General features: G+C 69.3%; 13 protein-coding genes and 3 pseudogenes. 11 read left to right on the forward strand and 5 right to left on the reverse strand.

The window, feature by feature from the left end:
* Nucleotides 1-1,153 precede the first annotated feature (1,153 nt).
* Both RMT89_RS29015 and RMT89_RS29020 read left to right on the forward strand, forming a co-directional pair.
* Nucleotides 1,154-1,612, forward strand: coding sequence for an excisionase family DNA-binding protein (locus tag RMT89_RS29015; protein WP_315886730.1), 459 nt, complete (start codon nucleotides 1,154-1,156; stop codon nucleotides 1,610-1,612).
* A gap of 3 nt (nucleotides 1,613-1,615) precedes the next feature.
* Nucleotides 1,616-2,182 carry a PIN domain-containing protein gene (locus tag RMT89_RS29020; protein ID WP_315886731.1) on the forward strand — a complete coding sequence of 189 codons (567 nt, stop codon included), beginning with the start codon at nucleotides 1,616-1,618 and terminating at the stop codon, nucleotides 2,180-2,182.
* Nucleotides 2,183-4,367: 2,185 nt separating this feature from the next.
* Here RMT89_RS29020 and RMT89_RS29025 read toward each other — a convergent pair.
* Nucleotides 4,368-6,407, reverse strand: coding sequence for a TerD family protein (locus RMT89_RS29025; protein WP_315886732.1), 2,040 nt, complete (start codon nucleotides 6,405-6,407; stop codon nucleotides 4,368-4,370).
* Nucleotides 6,408-6,601: 194 nt separating this feature from the next.
* Between RMT89_RS29025 and RMT89_RS29030 the strand changes: the two are divergent.
* Nucleotides 6,602-6,763 (forward strand): annotated as a pseudogene (locus RMT89_RS29030) (VapC toxin family PIN domain ribonuclease); the annotation flags it as partial.
* Nucleotides 6,764-6,840: 77 nt separating this feature from the next.
* Here the strand turns inward: RMT89_RS29030 and RMT89_RS29035 are convergent.
* Nucleotides 6,841-6,966 (reverse strand): annotated as a pseudogene (locus RMT89_RS29035) (calcium-binding protein); the annotation flags it as partial.
* Between the two features lie 513 nt (nucleotides 6,967-7,479).
* Between RMT89_RS29035 and RMT89_RS29040 the strand changes: the two are divergent.
* The 4 genes from RMT89_RS29040 (at nucleotide 7,480) to RMT89_RS29055 (ending at nucleotide 10,800) form a co-directional block, all read left to right on the forward strand.
* Nucleotides 7,480-7,683 carry a cold-shock protein gene (locus RMT89_RS29040; RefSeq protein WP_315886733.1) on the forward strand — a complete coding sequence of 68 codons (204 nt, stop codon included), beginning with the start codon at nucleotides 7,480-7,482 and terminating at the stop codon, nucleotides 7,681-7,683.
* 189 nt (nucleotides 7,684-7,872) lie between these two features.
* Nucleotides 7,873-9,369, forward strand: a complete 1,497-nt coding sequence (locus tag RMT89_RS29045; protein ID WP_315886734.1) for a DEAD/DEAH box helicase — start codon at nucleotides 7,873-7,875, stop codon at nucleotides 9,367-9,369.
* A gap of 208 nt (nucleotides 9,370-9,577) precedes the next feature.
* Nucleotides 9,578-9,838 (forward strand): hypothetical protein, encoded by a 261-nt coding sequence (locus RMT89_RS29050; protein ID WP_399498497.1) that lies wholly within the window; start codon nucleotides 9,578-9,580, stop codon nucleotides 9,836-9,838.
* A gap of 608 nt (nucleotides 9,839-10,446) precedes the next feature.
* Nucleotides 10,447-10,800, forward strand: coding sequence for a MerR family transcriptional regulator (locus RMT89_RS29055; RefSeq protein WP_315886735.1), 354 nt, complete (start codon nucleotides 10,447-10,449; stop codon nucleotides 10,798-10,800).
* Nucleotides 10,801-11,344: 544 nt separating this feature from the next.
* Here the strand turns inward: RMT89_RS29055 and RMT89_RS29060 are convergent.
* Both RMT89_RS29060 and RMT89_RS29065 read right to left on the reverse strand, forming a co-directional pair.
* Nucleotides 11,345-11,821, reverse strand: coding sequence for an SRPBCC family protein (locus tag RMT89_RS29060; protein ID WP_315886736.1), 477 nt, complete (start codon nucleotides 11,819-11,821; stop codon nucleotides 11,345-11,347).
* A gap of 236 nt (nucleotides 11,822-12,057) precedes the next feature.
* A pseudogene (locus RMT89_RS29065) lies at nucleotides 12,058-12,630 on the reverse strand (substrate-binding domain-containing protein); the annotation flags it as partial.
* A gap of 59 nt (nucleotides 12,631-12,689) precedes the next feature.
* On the opposite strand from RMT89_RS29065, the gene RMT89_RS29070 reads away from it, so the two are divergent.
* Together RMT89_RS29070 and RMT89_RS29075 are read left to right on the forward strand one after the other, a co-directional pair.
* Nucleotides 12,690-12,779, forward strand: a complete 90-nt coding sequence (locus RMT89_RS29070) for a hypothetical protein (protein WP_315886737.1) — start codon at nucleotides 12,690-12,692, stop codon at nucleotides 12,777-12,779.
* 175 nt (nucleotides 12,780-12,954) lie between these two features.
* Entirely contained in the window at nucleotides 12,955-14,280 is a 1,326-nt protein-coding gene (locus RMT89_RS29075; RefSeq protein ID WP_315886738.1) for a lipase family protein, read from the forward strand.
* A 6-nt stretch (nucleotides 14,281-14,286) separates the two neighbouring features.
* Here RMT89_RS29075 and RMT89_RS29080 read toward each other — a convergent pair whose 3' ends face one another.
* Nucleotides 14,287-15,045: an MBL fold metallo-hydrolase gene (locus tag RMT89_RS29080; protein WP_315886739.1), complete on the reverse strand. Its 759-nt coding sequence runs from the start codon at nucleotides 15,043-15,045 to the stop codon at nucleotides 14,287-14,289.
* Between the two features lie 81 nt (nucleotides 15,046-15,126).
* Between RMT89_RS29080 and RMT89_RS29085 the strand changes: the two genes are divergently transcribed.
* Both RMT89_RS29085 and RMT89_RS29090 read left to right on the forward strand, forming a co-directional pair.
* Entirely contained in the window at nucleotides 15,127-15,738 is a 612-nt protein-coding gene (locus RMT89_RS29085) for an ABATE domain-containing protein (protein WP_315886740.1), read from the forward strand.
* 10 nt (nucleotides 15,739-15,748) lie between these two features.
* Nucleotides 15,749-16,117 carry a DUF6479 family protein gene (locus RMT89_RS29090; protein WP_315886741.1) on the forward strand — a complete coding sequence of 123 codons (369 nt, stop codon included), beginning with the start codon at nucleotides 15,749-15,751 and terminating at the stop codon, nucleotides 16,115-16,117.
* Nucleotides 16,118-16,332: the final 215 nt, after the last annotated feature.

The following is a 16,332-nucleotide window of genomic DNA, read 5'->3' on the forward strand; positions in this document are numbered from 1 at the left end:
GGTTGCGATGCGGCATCCGGTATCCCCGTTCCGGACACCGGCAGCCGGGATATGGGAGGGAGCACCACTGGATAGTGCCTCAGAATCTGTACAGATCGACCCGGAACGCCGGTACCAGTCCGGCGCACGGTCCGCGTCCCACGCGGGTGCGCGACCGACTCAGCCCGTTTCTCCCCCTTTCGCCGCCGCCGCGGTGTGGATCAGGGGTGGCTGAAAAAGATCGGATGAATCAAGCGGGAGGATCTACCGGTGACCGGAATTCCGACCCCTACGGAAGGGGACGGCACCAGGGTTGTCGACCTCGTGGTGGCGGCCACAGCCGGGTTGCAGGAACGGACTGCTGCACCGCGACCGGGACTTCGGGTGCATCGCCGCGACCGGCAGGCCTGGCGCTCCAGTGGTGGCTGCCTCGAGGCCGACGAGTGAGCCCGAGCCCGAACGCCGACTGCTCTGAGGCCGCTGCACCATTCGGTCTGTAAGCAGGAGACAGGCTTTTCCGAGAACTCTGTGCATATACGAAGGCGCTCCCCAGCCAACGTCCGAACGAGCCCGGCCAAGCGCGGTGGCGTTCGTCCGCGCGCTCTGCCCGCCGGTCCTCGCAGCTCGTGCCCACAGCGTGCCCGTAAGAGCGGACAACCGCGGTCAACAGTGGTACGACCAGACCCGCGCAACCGCTTCGGCACGCCGCATCGGCACAGGTCACCCGGCCTGGAGGCGCGCAAGCGCCATCGCTTCCCAAGCTGAGAGCGCGAGTTCGATTCTCGTCACCCGCTCTCCTCAAAGCCCCAGGTCAGCGACCTGGGGCTTATTTGCCGTCCAGACCATTCGTCGACCCTCGCGCCCCCGACACGCCCCGGGATAGGGCACGCGGAGGGCGCGGGGTCCCCCCGCGGTGCATTTGGTCACCAACTACTCTCCCTCCTCGACTGCGCGACCTGGTGCGCCCCTTGGCGCACGGGGCCCTGGCAAGACGCGCGGCCGAAGCCATCAGCTTGCCGTTCCCTTGGTGAAGAGAGCCGGATGTTCGGAGTGCCGCGGGCTCGACAGCCTCCCGAACCATCATCTTGTTTCACTTGTTGCGTTTACTTCGATTGTTTCGAATAATGGGTATACGCAGACTCGACGCTGCTTCCCGCACCGACAGGGGCGCACCATGACCAAAACAGACATCCGACCTGTGAAGCTGCCACCTGAAAAGGCCGCGGCCGCAGCGCACGCGCTCGCACAAGTCGGCAGCTACCTGGCGGCACACCAGGACCTCGCAGAGATCACCGTGACGGTCGAGGACGGAGAGCGCGAGCCCCTCGCCCTACCCCGCGAGGCCGTGGAACTGCTCGCCACCATGCTGGCCCACCTGGGGGCCGGCCGCGCCGTCTCGGTCGTCCCGTCCGACGCCGAGCTCACCACACAGCAGGCAGCAGGCATGCTCAACGTGTCGCGGCCATTCCTGATCGGGCTGCTCGAGGCCGGAGAAATCGAATACCGAACCGTCGGCACACATCGGCGGATCACCGCGTCGTCGCTCCTGCAGTACAAGCGCAAGGACGACCAGCGTCGCCGCGAAGCCGCCGACGAGCTCACCCAGCTCGGCCAGGAAATGGGAATGATCTAGCACGTGGCCTTCGTCGCCATCTACGACGCCAACGTCCTTTACCCCAGCACCCTGCGCGACGTCCTCATCCGAATCGCGCAGGGTGGCCTCGTCCAAGCCAAGTGGACCGATCAGATCCTCGACGAGACATTCCGTAACATCCTCAAGAACCACCAGGACATCTCGCCCGAGAAGCTCGACCGCGTCCGCGCCTTGATGAACGCTGCAATCCGGGACTGCCTGGTCAGAGGACACGAACCACTGATCGATGGCGTAAAGCTGCCAGACCCGGACGACCGGCATGTCCTGGCCGCGGCGATCCGGGCCAAGGCACAGGCCGTCGTCACCTTCAACCTGAAGGACTTCCCTACCGATGCCCTGGCCCCCTGGGACGTCGAAGCTGTGCATCCGGACGCCTTCCTGGAGGCACAGATCGATCTGGCGCCGCAGGTCGTCTACGGCGCGGTACAGAGGATCGCGGACAGCTGGCGAAAGCCGCCGGGCACAGTGGACGACGTGATCGCCAGGCTGGAGCGGCAGGGCCTGGTCGCTTCGGCGGCAGCCCTACGAACGCTTGCAATCACGCCCTGACTGCCGTTCTCAAGCACGCAAGGCGGCGACCGTGCGCACCACGCTATTGGCAAGCACATGGAGTTCGGCTTCACCGAGATCGTCGTCCACTCAGGAACGACAACTACGGGGAATCGCGGCGCCGGGTTCACCCTCCCCTGCAGAGAGCACCTGTACAGCATCGGAGGGTATTGGGAAGGCGTCGCCCGAGTCGGGGTCCCACAATGTCACCTCACCACCGACCACACCGAACGTGCCGTACACCTGCTTGGGGTCCAATCGGTGCCCGTACAACGGAAGTTCGTCCAGGGAGCCGATCGGAGTGACGCAGACGGGTCGGGGATTGCCACCGTAGTAGTGATCCGGTACTCGGCCCGATCGCCACTGCCGTACCGCATCATCACCGGCCGCGCCGGCGCCGTCCAGTACGGTCACCGCCCACGCCAACGTGAGCGCAATGGCCCCGGTCAGGGCGGCGATCGGGTCTCCGGCTACCCTCGGGGGCCAGGCGTCGGATGCCGCCCGTGACGAACACCGCGCCTGCCAGGAGGAGGTGCAGGCGTACAGCGGCAGTGGGATCAGCGATCCAGGTCACCCAAGCCGTGACCGCGAAGAGCGCTCCGCTGGTCGCCAGCGCCGCCAGCCATGCGTGACTACGCCGGCGCCGGTGGACCATCACCGCATCCCCGTCCCGCGGGGCATCGCCCCCATCCCCGGCTGCCGTGCAAGGCCATCCGACGTGAGCGAGCCGGTGCGGCGCCGGCGGACGACACGACGTCGACGGACGAACGGAAGCATGATGGTCGCGCACCACCAACTCAGCAGCGCCCACACCACCAGCGCAGGCAGAGCCAGCCACCAAGGCCCAGAAGCAGCCGGGATGCCGAGCACACCCGCAGCCCAACTCAGCGCCGTCGCTCTCACCACCCACCGGTGGCTTTCCCTCACCCTGGTCCGGTGCATTCCGTCGTGTGCTCGCACCCGACGCGAAAACGGGGAACGCACCCGACTCTCACCAGCGTGCCGCTCGGCCTCCTCCAACGAGCCGAACAGCACCGTCCCGGTGTCGTGCAACCCAATGCGCCGCTCCAGATTGAACAGCCACCGCAGCCACCAAATGGCGTGCGTGCTGGGCGGGGCGCAGACGAACCAGTGCGGTTCCTGGCGACGCTGCCTCCGCCGCATCCGCGCACTCACAGGCCGCAGATCAAGCTCGGCATCGTCCGCCAGGTCCTTGACCTCCTGCGCCGCCCACCGTTCCGGTCGACGACCGGAATCACGCCCGACGGGGATGCCAAGCGCGTAGACCGACTTCCGGACCGCCTCATCCGGAAGGACTCCGCCCGGGGTGCGAACCTCCGGGTACACCTCCTCGTGAGCGTCAAGTACCTCCCAGCCCCTCTCCTCGAACAAGGCGCGGGCCTTTCTCCGGTGCCCGACCGGCCCCGCCCCGCGACCGCCCCGTGAGAGCCGCCTCCACCCGGACGGTGAGCAGCGCAACTCCGCGCCCCTGTCCCTGGTCTGCCTGCACGATCCCCTCCCTTCATCGGGAGTTGATCTTCCCTGTCGATCACGGACCTCAACACTGATCCGTGGAAATGACACTGGCCCGGCATGCCTGTCGTAGCGTGACTCCCTGACGAACCGGTGTGTGCACTCGCGACGCGGTCTCTGGTCCAGGCAACAGAGCGAGCCGAGCCCGGCGCTTCAGCCGTCGCCCTCACGCGATATCCCGCGGATACACGACGCCGTGCCCATAGCGTGCCCGTAAGACCGGAAAACCACGGTCAACAGCGGTACAAACCGACCCTCACGACCACCCAAGGAGACGACATCTGTACAGGTCAGCGACCCAGGGCGGCTTCGCCGCCCGCCGTGGGGCGGGTAAATGGGCAGGGCGGATGCCCCGTAGCCCTTGATCAACACGGCGCCGCGGGGTGGCAGCGCCGGAGGCGAGGTCAGCTACCTGCACTTTTGCCCGCGCCGGTTCGTATTTACGCGTCAGAGCCACAGAACCCGCCCAAGCGCCGTCGCTTCCCAAGCTGAGAGCGCGAGTTCGATTCTCGTCACCCGCTCCATGTGAAACCCCCAGGTCAGTGGCCCGGGGGTTCTTTGTTGTCTGGACCGGTGGGCGTGGGCTGGACCGGTGGGCGTGGGCGGCCCTTGTCCACTTGGTCAGGTGGCCGTCACGCTGACCGAGACTGGCTCAACCTGTGGTTGATGGTTCTGCGGGCGATGTGCGTCGAGATGCCGGGCGATCCAGATGGGCCACCACTGTGGCGTAGAACCGGTGCACGGCGTCGTCGACGCTGCGGATGAAGCCGGACTCGGCGCTGCCGCGGCCGCTGCCCATGCCCTTGAGGAGGGACAGCCGGAAACCGGTGATCTGCGTGCCGTTCTTCGGCAGCATGTCCCCCGGTTCCGGGCGCAGCCGTTCCAAGGTGCCCCGTGGTCCTCCTGCCTCGCCCTCGACCAGAGTCTCGACGTGGAGGTCGGCGGGAGCTTCGGCGAGACGTCGGACCAGCCGTTTCGCCCAGGTCAGGGGGTAGCCCGACGCCGGCGCCGGAATCTCGATGGAGGCGCGGAGTCTGCCGGTGCGCAGGTCGGCGGTGATCGCGAGAACTCCGGGCGTGCCCTCGATGCGCAGCTCCGCTTGTAGTCTTCCGTCGAGACAGAGCTGATCGGCCAGGCGCGACCGGCGTGTTCCGGGATCGGTTCCGCGCTTGGTGCGTTGAACAGGCAGCACCTTCTGGCCGAGTTCGCCACCGAGTGCGAGACAGACCTGGCGGACGAGTCGCTCCCAGCTCTCCACCACCTCAAGGGCGCGTGGATCCCCCTGGCACAGGGTCTCGTCGTCGATGCCGTTACGGACAGGGACCCACGCCGAGCCCATGTTCTGAAAGCCATGGCATCCGGAGTTCTCGTGCTGGAGGTAGTGCAGCAGTTCCTGGAGCAGCCAGGCGTGCGCCCGGTCGCCCACACCCTCGTGCCGGATCAACATCTGTGCCTGGTGGGCCACTTCGGCCCAGGACAGGTGCCACAAGGCCACTTTGTGCTTGCGCCGTCCGTCGATCCTGACATCGACCAGCGGGCTGCCCTCCAGCGCGACATCGTTCGACAGTGTGATCACGGCTTCGTAGCCACGCCGGGCAGCGATGTCCATGTACGCCTGCACCTGTTCGGCTTTGAGGGCGTTCCCGTTGGTCTTGGTCTCGACCAGCGCCGTCCACAGCTTGCCGGCCCGCTCGACGCGGATCACTCCGTCCGGGCGTCGTGGCGTTTCGCCGTACGGCAGCGATACCTCGGCGAACGTCTCCATGCGGCCCGCCGGCGCTCCGAACGCAGCGGTGAGCCTCCTGCCGAATTCCGGGATCTGCGCCATCACCGACAACAGCACCGACGTCGCCCGCGTTTCCCGGTCGCGGTCACTCTTGAGCGCGGACACCGGAAAGAGCCTGGCCTCCTTCCAGGACTCGTTCTCCGCCAGAGACTTCTTGACCTGCTTGGGCAGGGTGACCTTCTTCCTGGCGGTGCGGGGCCGTGCGGGCACCTTTCGCGATTCCGTTTCGTCATCGGGCCGCCGGGGCGCCGGGACGGCGTCCAGCGTCGCTCCCGGTTCGCTCTCGGTGGTCCGATGCGGCAGCGTGGCGTCCGCCGGCTCGTCGCTCGCTGGGCTGTCCAGCGCTTCCTCGGCCGCCGCGTCGTCCTCGATGTCGACGCCGAAGTCCGTCGCCAGACCTGCCAGACCCGCGTCGTAGCCCTGCCCCACGGCCCGGATCTTCCACTGTCCGCCACGACGGTAGAGCTCACCGAAGATGAACGCGCTCACCGAGCCGGGGTCATCGATCGCGAACCGTAGGAGGTTCTCGCCGGATGCGTCGGCCAGCGTCAGCTGCAGGTCGCCCAGCTCCCCGAAGTGAGCTCCGTCGTACCGGCTCGCGGCCACCACGATCCGATCGATGTCGTTCGGGACCACCGTCAGGTCAAAGCTGATCCGGTCCTTGCTGCCGCTCCCGGTGGGCGTCTTGCCGAGGAGTTGCACACTTCCGTCAGCGGCGACCGGATTGTTGTAGAAGTAGAAGTCGGCGTCGCTGCGCACCTTGCCGTTGACGTCCAACAACAGGACGGAGACATCCGCGTCGCCCTCCCCCGACGGGCTGGTCCAGTCCAGGCTCACCATCACGGAGTCGACACTCCCGCTCAGGGTCGTCAGACCTACGTTGGCACCCTTGATCAACTCGTACATTCCCCACCCCCAATAGGGCACGTCAGCCGCAAATCGCCCTGTCCTCGCCACCCACCGGGCAACGCAACGTGACGTGCCACACACTCACTGCTCAGCGGGACCTTATTACCCGACGAGCGCAGGCTGTGGCCGTTCGCAGATAACGCCGGCAGTCCAGCCCCGCGGGCTGCTACGCCGTAGGTACACGTCGAGATAAGCGAGGACAGCACCGCAGCGCCGGGCCCGTCGACCTCGTGGTGGCCGCCACGGCCGAATTGCAGGGGCTGACTCTCCTGCACCGGGACCGTGACTTCGAATGCATCGCCGCCGTCACCGGACAGGCGCACCAGTGGTACGGGCCCGACCCCGGCAAGTGAGCCGGTCCGGTCCCGCAACAGGCACACACTTCCCAAGCTGAGAGCGCGAGTTCGATTCTCGTCACGCGGTGTTCGGGTTACTGCACGTCCACGAAGTCGCCGGTCGCCTTGGTGGGTGGGGTGGTGGAGGTGCCCGCGAAGTTCCAGCGCCAGTAGCCGTCTTCGGATGCGGGCAGCGTCGTCGTCAGGTTGCCGGTGGTGGAGCGGGGCCGCCGCCGGAGTGGTAGGTGATGACCGCGTCGCCGTCCCGGTCCACGCCGGCCCGCACCATGCCGGAAACCGCCGTACTTCACCGATTCGACGCTGCCGCCCGCGGTCCGCGCCCCGCCTTCCGGTGGATGTGACCTTTATTGCGATGGTGGGATCGCGGGGCGTTCTGCGGTGTCACCTCCGTGGGCGACGGGGGCAGCGGGGCGGGGCTCATCGGCTGAGGTCACGGCGTTGGGGCCGGAAGTTACCCGGCGGAACACTGCGTCCGCGCGGATCAATATCTGTAGCCGTGAAGTAAGAAATAGGTGCGGTACGCGGCGAGTATTCCTCGACCGTCGGACACAGCGGATTTTCTTGACCCCACAGGACCCATCGCACCGTGCTAATGTCGATCTCAGTTGCAGGTGTGGTTGCCAGAAGGTTCATTTTCCTACGGGGTAATCAGCACGGCGACGTGGAATTCGCACAGTGCGAACTCCGTACTTCGTCTCCGAAGGAGAAATGACATGACTACTGGCACCGTGAAGTGGTTCAACGCGGAAAAGGGCTTCGGCTTCATCGAGCAGGACGGCGGCGGCGCCGACGTCTTCGCCCACTACTCGAACATCGCCGCCCAGGGCTTCCGCGAGCTGCAGGAAGGCCAGAAGGTGTCCTTCGACATCGCGCAGGGCCAGAAGGGCCCGACGGCCGAGAACATCGTTCCTGCCTGACACCGGCAGCAGCGCATTCTTCGCAGCTGGGGCCCGCACCTTGGGGTGCGGGCCCCAGCTCGCTGCATTTCAGGGCGCGGCCCGAGGCGCCCATCATCTCCGGCTCGTTCTCGCGATTCTCTGCGCCGTTCATTTTGCTGCGGAAATTCCTTGTTCGCGCCTACGTGCCCACATCGAGGAAGGTTCCGCTTGAACCGCGCACGCCCCGCACGCACCACCCGCACGACCCGTACGTACGACCGCTCCCGGGGTGCCGCCGCCCCGCGCTCCGAGGCTTCGCGGCGCTCCACGGGCTACCCACGCCGACAGACCGCGCCCCAGGGCGAGTTCGCGCTGCCGGTGACGGTCACCCCCGCGCTGCCCGCCGTCGAGTCGTTCGCCGATCTCGCCCTGCCGGCGCCGTTGCTGGCCGCGCTCGGCCACCAGGGCGTGACCGTGCCGTTCCCCATCCAGGGGGCGACCCTGCCGAACTCCCTCGCCGGACGTGATGTGCTCGGCCGCGGCCGTACCGGGTCGGGCAAGACCCTCGCCTTCGGCCTCGCGGTGCTGGCCCGTACCGCGGGCCGGCGCGCGGAGCCCCGGCAGCCGCTCGCGCTGGTCCTCGTCCCCACCCGCGAGCTGGCCCAGCAGGTGACCGACGCGCTCACCCCGTACGCCCGCTCCGTGCGGCTGCGGCTGGCCACCGTGGTCGGTGGCATGTCGATCGGACGGCAGGCGAGTGCGCTGCGGGGCGGGGCGGAGGTCGTCGTGGCGACGCCGGGACGGCTCAAGGACCTCATCGACCGGGGCGAGTGCCGACTGGACGACGTCGACATCACCGTTCTCGACGAGGCCGACCAGATGGCCGACATGGGCTTCATGCCCCAGGTCACCGCCCTGCTCGACCAGGTGCGCCCCGAAGGGCAGCGGATGCTCTTCTCGGCCACGTTGGACCGCAACGTCGACCGGCTGGTCCGCCAGTACCTGACGGACCCGGTGGTGCACTCCGTCGACCCGTCGGCGGGTGCGGTCACCACGATGGAGCACCACGTGCTCCATGTGCACGAAGCGGACAAGCACCGGACGACCACCGAGATCGCGGCGCGGGACGGCCGGGTGATCATGTTCCTGGACACCAAGCACGCCGTGGACCGGCTGACCCAGCACCTGCTGAACAGCGGTGTCCGCGCCGCGGCTCTGCACGGCGGCAAGTCCCAGCCCCAGCGCACCCGGACCCTCGCCCAGTTCAAGACCGGACATGTGACGGTTCTGGTGGCGACCAACGTCGCGGCCCGCGGCATCCACGTCGACAACCTCGACCTGGTCGTCAACGTGGATCCGCCGAGTGACCACAAGGACTACCTGCACCGCGGCGGCCGTACCGCCCGTGCGGGCGAGTCCGGCAGCGTCGTCACCCTCGTGACCCCCGGCCAGCGCCGGGGTATGAGCCGGCTGATGGCTTCGGCCGCCATCACCCCGCAGATCACCTCGGTGCGTTCGGGTGAAGCGGAACTGAGCCGTATCACCGGCGCCCAGACCCCTTCCGGCGTCCCTGTCGTCATCACCGCACCGGCTGCGGCACGTCCCAGCCGTACCGGGTCCGCCTCGTCCCGGGGCCACCGCGGCCGTCCCGCCCGGCGGCGCACGGCCGGTGAAGCGGGGCGGCGCGGGGCGCAGCGGCCGTCCGCCTTCGACGCGGCGGCCTAGCACTGCGCACGGGAAGAGTCACCCACCGCCGAAGGAGGCAGCTATGACACCGGTTCACACACCGCAGCAGCGGGCGGGTCACGCCCCCATGACCGTGGCCGACATGACCGCGGTCGACATGACCATGGCCGACATGACCGTGGGCGACATGACCGTGGGCGACATGACCATGGCCGACATGACCGTGGGCGACATGACCATGGGCGACATGACCATGGGCGACGACATGGACGCGTCCGGACCCCGGGTCCGGGACGACATGACCGTCGAGGTCGCCCTGTCCATCATGGCCGGCGCCAGGGTCGAGTACCTCCTTCTGTGCGACGGGGACGACCAGTGCACGGGCTCGGTCACCCGGGCCGAACTGGTGGCTCACCGCGGCAGTTCCACGTACACGGACCGGATCCGGCTCCGGGACGTCCTCGACGGCCCCTTCAGGACCAGGAGCGCAGTGCTGGCCTCCATGTGAGGACGGGCGGGAGACCGCCACCAGGATCCCAGTGAGGGCCCTGCCGACGCGCGTCGGCAGGGCCCTCACTGCTGTCTCGCTATCTGCTCCCCCGAAGGGCTGAAATCTACTCTCGCCAGAGTAGACATTGCGCTCCTGCGCGGTTAGTCTTTTTCTCGTTGACACAGTCGAGCGAAACCCGGCAGACACGAACTGCCGGGGTGGCAGTACATGAAATTCGCAGGTCAGTGCGGCTCCGGAGTCCCGAAGCCAATGCGTTCCCAGAACGGTGACGGGGCTGGGAGCCGCACTGGGCGGCTCGCAGGTCGAGGGGCCGCCAACAGCAGTACCGCAGTACCGGTAAGTGTTGGTTCAGAGGAAGAGCGGAGGAGCAGACGCCATCAGGATCGCCCGGTCCGCAAGCACTCGGCCCGGGTACCGCAAGACCCCGGATTGGAAGGTGGTCCCCGGTCACGCAGCCGCGATCCCCGCACCCCCCTGCTGCAGGGCTGGTAGCGGAAACAGAAGGTCGGCAGAGCATTAGGGCCGACAGATGGTGTTGAATTTCCTTCGGGGCCCTGGTGCCGTACGGCACCAGGGCCCCTCGACGCGTTGTACTACGAGGTGACATGACAGCAGATACCCCGCTCAGTGGCCGTCTGGACGACGACGACTACCCCGCTTACACGATGGGGCGGGCCGCCGAGATGCTCGGCACCACCCCGGCGTTCCTGCGAGCCATCGGTGAGGCTCGTCTGATCACTCCGCTGCGCTCGGAGGGCGGGCACCGCCGCTACTCCCGCTACCAGCTGCGGATCGCCGCGCGCGCCCGCGAGCTCGTCGACAAGGGCACCCCGATCGAGGCCGCTTGCCGCATCGTCATCCTTGAGGACCAGCTTGAGGAAGCGCAGCGCATCAACGCCGAGTACCGCCGCCGTGCCGGGCACGAAGCGCACCACGGTTCCCTTCCCGGATCCGGCTGATCACGTGGTACGGGCTGCGCGTCGACGCGCCCCGAACACGGAGAAGGACCCTGGGGCACGACGGTCGTCCATCTCCCGAACGTCCTGCCCGTAGCGTGCCCGTCAGCGCGGACCACCGAGTGTCGGATGGTGTCCAGGTCGCGGCGGTTCGTCTCGGGAAAGGGCCAGGGCGCACGCCAGGGAGAGCAGGGGCCACGGCGCTCATGAACCAGCCGCCCATGGAGGGGCTGTAGTTCTTGGGGATGCCCAGGTTGGCTCGGCGGTGGCCACGTCACCGATCTCGCCGTCGTCCGGCCCGCCGCACACCTGCCCCGGCTCCAGAAGGTCGGCGAGCCGGCGCACCACAGCACCGACAGCGGCCCTGGGAAGCGCAGGCGCGGGTCTCAGGGGGATGTCGTTCACCGGAGCAGCGTGAACACGCATCCATCGCGTCGACACCGTCTGCCCGACCGGCGGACAACAGCTCCGGATCAGGATGAGTCAGGCCGGGCCCACGCCTGCGCGGGCCCGGCCGGTTCGCCTCTGTGCGCCGGTCAGTGAGCCGTCAGAGCGGGCTCCCCGGCTCCTCCGGGCGGATGCGGCCTCGCCAGCCGGTTCCGGTGGCCGCGCCGCTCTCGACGTAGTCCTTGAAGCGGCGCAGGTCTCCCTTGACCCGGCGGTCGATCACGCCCAGGGCGTCCGCGCCCTTCTCGGCGACGCCGGTGGGTTCGACGTCCATCGTGAGTTCCACGCGGGTGTGGGTGTCGTCGAGCCGTTCGAAGCGGACGGAGCCGCGCTGCTGGGTGTCGCCCCCGATGGTCCGCCAGGTGATGCGGTCGTCCGCCAGCTGGTCGACGATCTCCGTGTCGAACTCGCGCCGCACCCCGCCGATGCTGGTGACCCAGTGGTTGTGCCGGTCGTCGAGCTGCCTGATCTCGTCGACGCCCTCCATGAAGTTCGGGAACTCCTCGAACTGGGTCCACTGGTCGTACGCCGTCCGGAGCGGGACCTCCACGTCGACCTTTTCCTTGACCGTGCTCATTGATCCTCCTGGTCCGCTCTTCGCTGTGCGTGTGCGAGGCACCGAGTACCCGGGAAGCCCGACGTGAAGACCGGACCCCGCCGTGATCCGCCGGGTGGGGTAAGGCCGGGGCACGGTGCCCGCCTGTGGGGCGGCCGCTGCGGTGTACTGCCGGGGGAGGTGGGCGATGGCCGTATCCGGACGGGCGTGTGGTCCCGCTGTTGCCGTGCTGCTGGCGGTCTGCGGTGTCAGCGGGTGCCCGCGGCGAGTTCGGGGGCGCAGAGGTAGCGGGGCAGGACCGAGAAGCCCGCGCCCGCGGTGACCGCCGTCAGGACGCCGCGCAGGTCGGGCATGGTGACGGCGGCCCGGCAGTTCAGGCGCTGCTCGAAGACGTGGCGCCAGTAGCGGCGGAGGATGGGGAGGTCCTCGGCGTAGGCGATCAGAGGGACGGTGTGGAGGACGCCCGGGCCCTCGGTGGTCACGCGGTCACCGATCCGGTCCGCCCATTCCGGCGCCGCCACCAGCACGAACTCCTCGTCGAACAGCGGGGTCGCGACGAGCGTCCGGCCGCGGGGGCGGGTGGTGGCGAGGACCAGGTCGTGGCCGCCCGCCCGCAGTTCGTCGAGGAGGGGATCCGTCAGACCGGGCGTGACCCTCAGCCGTACGCCCTCCGCGACCAGCGGGGCCAGCGCGGGCAGGACACGGAGGCGGAGGAGTTCGGCAGGACCGGCCAGGTGGACCGGGGCCGGCGGGCCGGCCTCGTCCGGGTCATGGCCGGTGGCCGCCAGCAGCGCGTCGAGCGGTCCCGCGACCCTCGCGGCCAGGTCGTTTCGGCGACCACTACAAGGTCGGTCCCAGCAGGGCCTGGGGCGGGGCGGACCGGCTGAACGTGCGGGACTTCCAGAAGTCGCGGCCGGAGCTGCGCGGGGATGCGGACGGCCACCCGGGACCCCTCACATGGCGGCTGCTGTTCTCGTGAGAACTTAAATTACTGAACCGTAACCTACCGGCTGGTATCCACTCGGGTGTTACCGGCGGTACGGTCCTGGCGAGCCCCTCACAGGCGGCCCCCGCACGCGCTCCGGACGACTGCGCGTGCGGGGGCCGTCGCACCACCGCACCTTCCTGCCAGCCGCTTCAACAGGAGGTTCGCCATGCCCGTACGCAGACGGCTCCTGGCCGCGAGCGTCATCAGCGCCGCCTGTCTCGGCGCCCAGGTCCTCACCGGCACCGCCGCGACGGCGGCCGACGAGGTCGTGTCCCGAGGCGTCACCATCCCGGCGTTCTACAACCCGCCCGTCACCCTGCCCGCCGCGGACGGCACCCTCGTCCGCACCGAGCCGCTCAAGCTGGCCCTGAGCCTGCCGAGCCTGAACGGCCCGCTGCCGGGCAGGGCGACCCGGCTGATGTACAAGTCCACCGACTCCAACGGCCGCCCGGTCGCCGTGACCGGCGCCTACATCGAACCCACCGCCGCCTGGAAGGGCGAGGGCCCACGCCCCCTGGTCGCCCTCGCCCCCGGGACCATGGGCCAGGGCGACCAGTGCGCCGCGTCCATGGGCCTGGAGCGTCCGCTCCGGCTCAACGGCGAGACGGTCTCCGTCGGTTACGAGGACCTGGCGATCTACCGCCTCCTCGCCACCGGTACGGCCGTCGTCGTCACCGACTACGCGGGGCTCGGCGCGACCGACCGGCTGCACACCTACGTCAACCGGGTCGACGAGGCCCACGCCCTGCTCGACGCCGCCCGCGCCGCCCGCAGCGTCGACGGGGCCTCGGTGACCGCCGGGTCCCGGGTGGGCCTGTTCGGGTACAGCCAGGGCGGCGGCGCGAGCGCGGCCGCCGCCGAACTCCAGCCCTCCTACGCTCCCGACGTCAACCTCGCCGGGACGTACTCCGGTGCCCCGCCCGCCGACCTGACCGAGGTCACCCGGGCGATCGACGGCAGCGAGCTGGCCGGCGCGCTCGGCTGGTCCCTCAACGGCTTCCTCCAGTCCGACCCGACCCTGAAGCCGATCGCGGAGGCCAACCTGAACACGGCGGGCAAGGCGGCGCTGGCCGACCTGTCGACGATGTGCGTGGGTGACGCGTTGTTCAAGTACGGCCGGGCCAAGAGCACGGCGTGGACGACGGACGGCCGCTCGGTCAGCGACATCATCGCCGCCACCCCGGCCCTGAAGTCCTTCCTGGACACCCAGCGCATCGGCACCCTGAAGCCCTCCACCCCGGTCCGCGTGGCGACCGGCGTCAGCGACGACCTGGTCCCCCACGCCCAGGCCCGCCGCCTGGCCGTCGACTGGTGCGCGAAGGGCGCCAACGTGACCTACGACCCCGTGATCCTCCCGAACACGGGCAGCCCCCTCCTCAACCACTTCGGCCCCCTGCTCACCGATCAGGGCGACGCGGTCGACTGGCTCACGGACCGCCTCGACGGCAGGTCGGCCCGCTCCAACTGCTGGAGCATGCCGCTTCAGCCCTGACGCGGCTCACTCCAGGCGGTCGGCAAGACCGGCCGCCTGGAACGCGGCCTCCACGTCCCTGCGCCCTTCCGTGAAGTGGTCCCAGCTGTCGCAGTGCACCGGCACGACCCGGCGGGCGCCGAGGATACGAGCGGCTTCGGCGGCCTGGGCGCTGTCGAGGACGAGCTGGGCGCCGTCGAAGAGGACCGGGAATCGGGGGGCGCCGGCGAAGAGGATCGCGGTGTCGACCGGCCCGAAGCGGTCTGCGATCTCCTTCACGGCGTCGAGAGAGGCGTTGTCACCGCTGACGTAGAGCGAGGGCAGTCCGTCGCCGGTCAGGACGAAGCCGACGACCTCGCCGGTGATGGGCTCCACCGCCTCACGCGGACCCGGCCCGTGGATCGCGGGCACGGCCGTCACGGTGACGGTCCCGCCCTCGGGCCGGTCCAGCTCGGCGGTCTCCCAGTCGGCCATCCCCTTGGCGTTGCCACCGAGCCGCCGGCCGCCGCCGGGGGTGGTGAGGGTGAGCGGTATGCCGTCCAGGAGGGCGCGGCCCGAGCGGTCGAGGTTGTCGGCGTGCTCGTCATGGGAGAGCAGGACCACGTCCACCGGGCCGAGGTCGGCCGGGGCGACGGAGGGCGGGGCCGTCTTGCGCAGGGTCGGGCGGCCGGGGTTCGGGTACTCGCCGGGGCCGTCGAAGGTGGGGTCGGTCAGAAAACGCAGCCCGCCGTACTCGAAGTAGGCGGTGGGGCCACCGAGGACGCGTACGGGCACAGCTGTGGACATAATCCATGCTCCTCACGGATGAGAGTTCGCCTATCCGTGAGAGACGGTAGACTGTTCTCACGGATGACCGCAAGGCGTACCATGAGAATCATGAACGAGACGCTGCCCCTCGCCCCGGGAGCGGACCAGTACCCGGCCCTCGACTTCGCCAACAGCGCCGTAGCCCTGCCGGGCGGCCACTACATCGACTTCCTGGGCACGGCCGAGGCAGCGGGCGCCTGGCTGACGGACCACGGCCTGGCCCCGGCGGACGCCGGGATCCGGGAGATGTGCGCGGCGCAGTTGCGGTCGCTGCGGGAGCAGATCCGGGCGCTGCTGGCGGCCCACATGGACGGGGCCCCGGCACCCAAGGGAGCGCTGGCCGCGGTCAACGACGCCCTCACCCGGGCCCCTGCCGCCTCCCTGCTGCACTGGGACACCACCCGGGGCCTGTACCGGGCCGCCGCCCACCCCACCGACCAGATCCTCGACCATGCCCTTGCCGCGCTGGCCACGGACGCCGCGGACCTCCTGACCAGCACCGACGCCGAGCGCCTGACCGCCTGCGGCTCCCCGCCCTGCAACCGGTACCTGCTGCGCCACGGCCGCCGGCACTGGTGCTCCACCCGCTGCGGCGACCGCGCCCGCGCGGCCCGGGCCTACGCCCGGCGGACCGGTTCCGCCGAGGAGGCGCTTATTCGGCGGAATCAGTGATAATTGGGGCATGAGTACGACGACGTTTGAACTAGCGGCCACCTCGAGTGAAGTACTCAACGTGATCGCCGCCTTCGCAGGCGGCCTGTTCATCGCCGGTGCACTGGTGTGGGCCGTGCAGTTCGGCATGCGGGTCATGGACCGGGAGCTTCCGCATCCCAGCCCCGAGGAGCAGCCGAAACTGCCCGAGGGCGGGCCGGTCCGCGAACTCAGGGAGATGCGGGAGCCGGACGAGGTGCCGCGGTCGGAGGGCGGCGAGCGGCTCATGCCGTACGACCTCCGGCACGCGAGCAGCAAGCGGGGCGAGGACCAGAAGCGCAAGCGCTGGCTGCCGGGGTCCAGTGGATCGTTCGGCAGCGGTGGTCTGGGACACGTCTGAGCTTCGCGGGCGAGTTGTCCGGCTGCCGGCCGGTGGCGGCCGGCCGCGCGGTTCCCCGCGCCCCTGGGGCGTCGCCGTCCCGTCGGCCAAGGGGCTGCCCCGCCGACCAGGGGCAGCCCCCCGCCGGGGGGAGTTGCCGCCAGGGAGGTCCGTGACGGACGCCCTTGCCATGACAGCCGTACGTCCAGTCCCCGGCGGCACGTCCAGCTTGGCCC

The sequence above is a fragment of the Streptomyces sp. P17 genome (genome assembly GCF_032436805.1).
Classification (GTDB): domain Bacteria; phylum Actinomycetota; class Actinomycetes; order Streptomycetales; family Streptomycetaceae; genus Streptomyces.

Excerpts from the sequence above, each read along its gene's own strand:
- RMT89_RS29060 (WP_315886736.1), bottom strand. The coding sequence starts at position 11,821 with ATGAGCACGGTCAAGGAAAAGGTCGACGTGGAGGTCCCGCTCCGGACG.
- RMT89_RS29055 (WP_315886735.1), top strand. The coding sequence starts at position 10,447 with ATGACAGCAGATACCCCGCTCAGTGGCCGTCTGGACGACGACGACTAC.
- RMT89_RS29025 (WP_315886732.1), bottom strand. The coding sequence starts at position 6,407 with ATGTACGAGTTGATCAAGGGTGCCAACGTAGGTCTGACGACCCTGAGC.
- RMT89_RS29085 (WP_315886740.1), top strand. The coding sequence starts at position 15,127 with ATGAGAATCATGAACGAGACGCTGCCCCTCGCCCCGGGAGCGGACCAG.
- RMT89_RS29040 (WP_315886733.1), top strand. The coding sequence starts at position 7,480 with ATGACTACTGGCACCGTGAAGTGGTTCAACGCGGAAAAGGGCTTCGGC.
- RMT89_RS29090 (WP_315886741.1), top strand. The coding sequence starts at position 15,749 with ATGAGTACGACGACGTTTGAACTAGCGGCCACCTCGAGTGAAGTACTC.
- RMT89_RS29015 (WP_315886730.1), top strand. The coding sequence starts at position 1,154 with ATGACCAAAACAGACATCCGACCTGTGAAGCTGCCACCTGAAAAGGCC.
- RMT89_RS29075 (WP_315886738.1), top strand. The coding sequence starts at position 12,955 with ATGCCCGTACGCAGACGGCTCCTGGCCGCGAGCGTCATCAGCGCCGCC.
- RMT89_RS29050 (WP_399498497.1), top strand. The coding sequence starts at position 9,578 with ATGACCATGGGCGACGACATGGACGCGTCCGGACCCCGGGTCCGGGAC.
- RMT89_RS29080 (WP_315886739.1), bottom strand. The coding sequence starts at position 15,045 with ATGTCCACAGCTGTGCCCGTACGCGTCCTCGGTGGCCCCACCGCCTAC.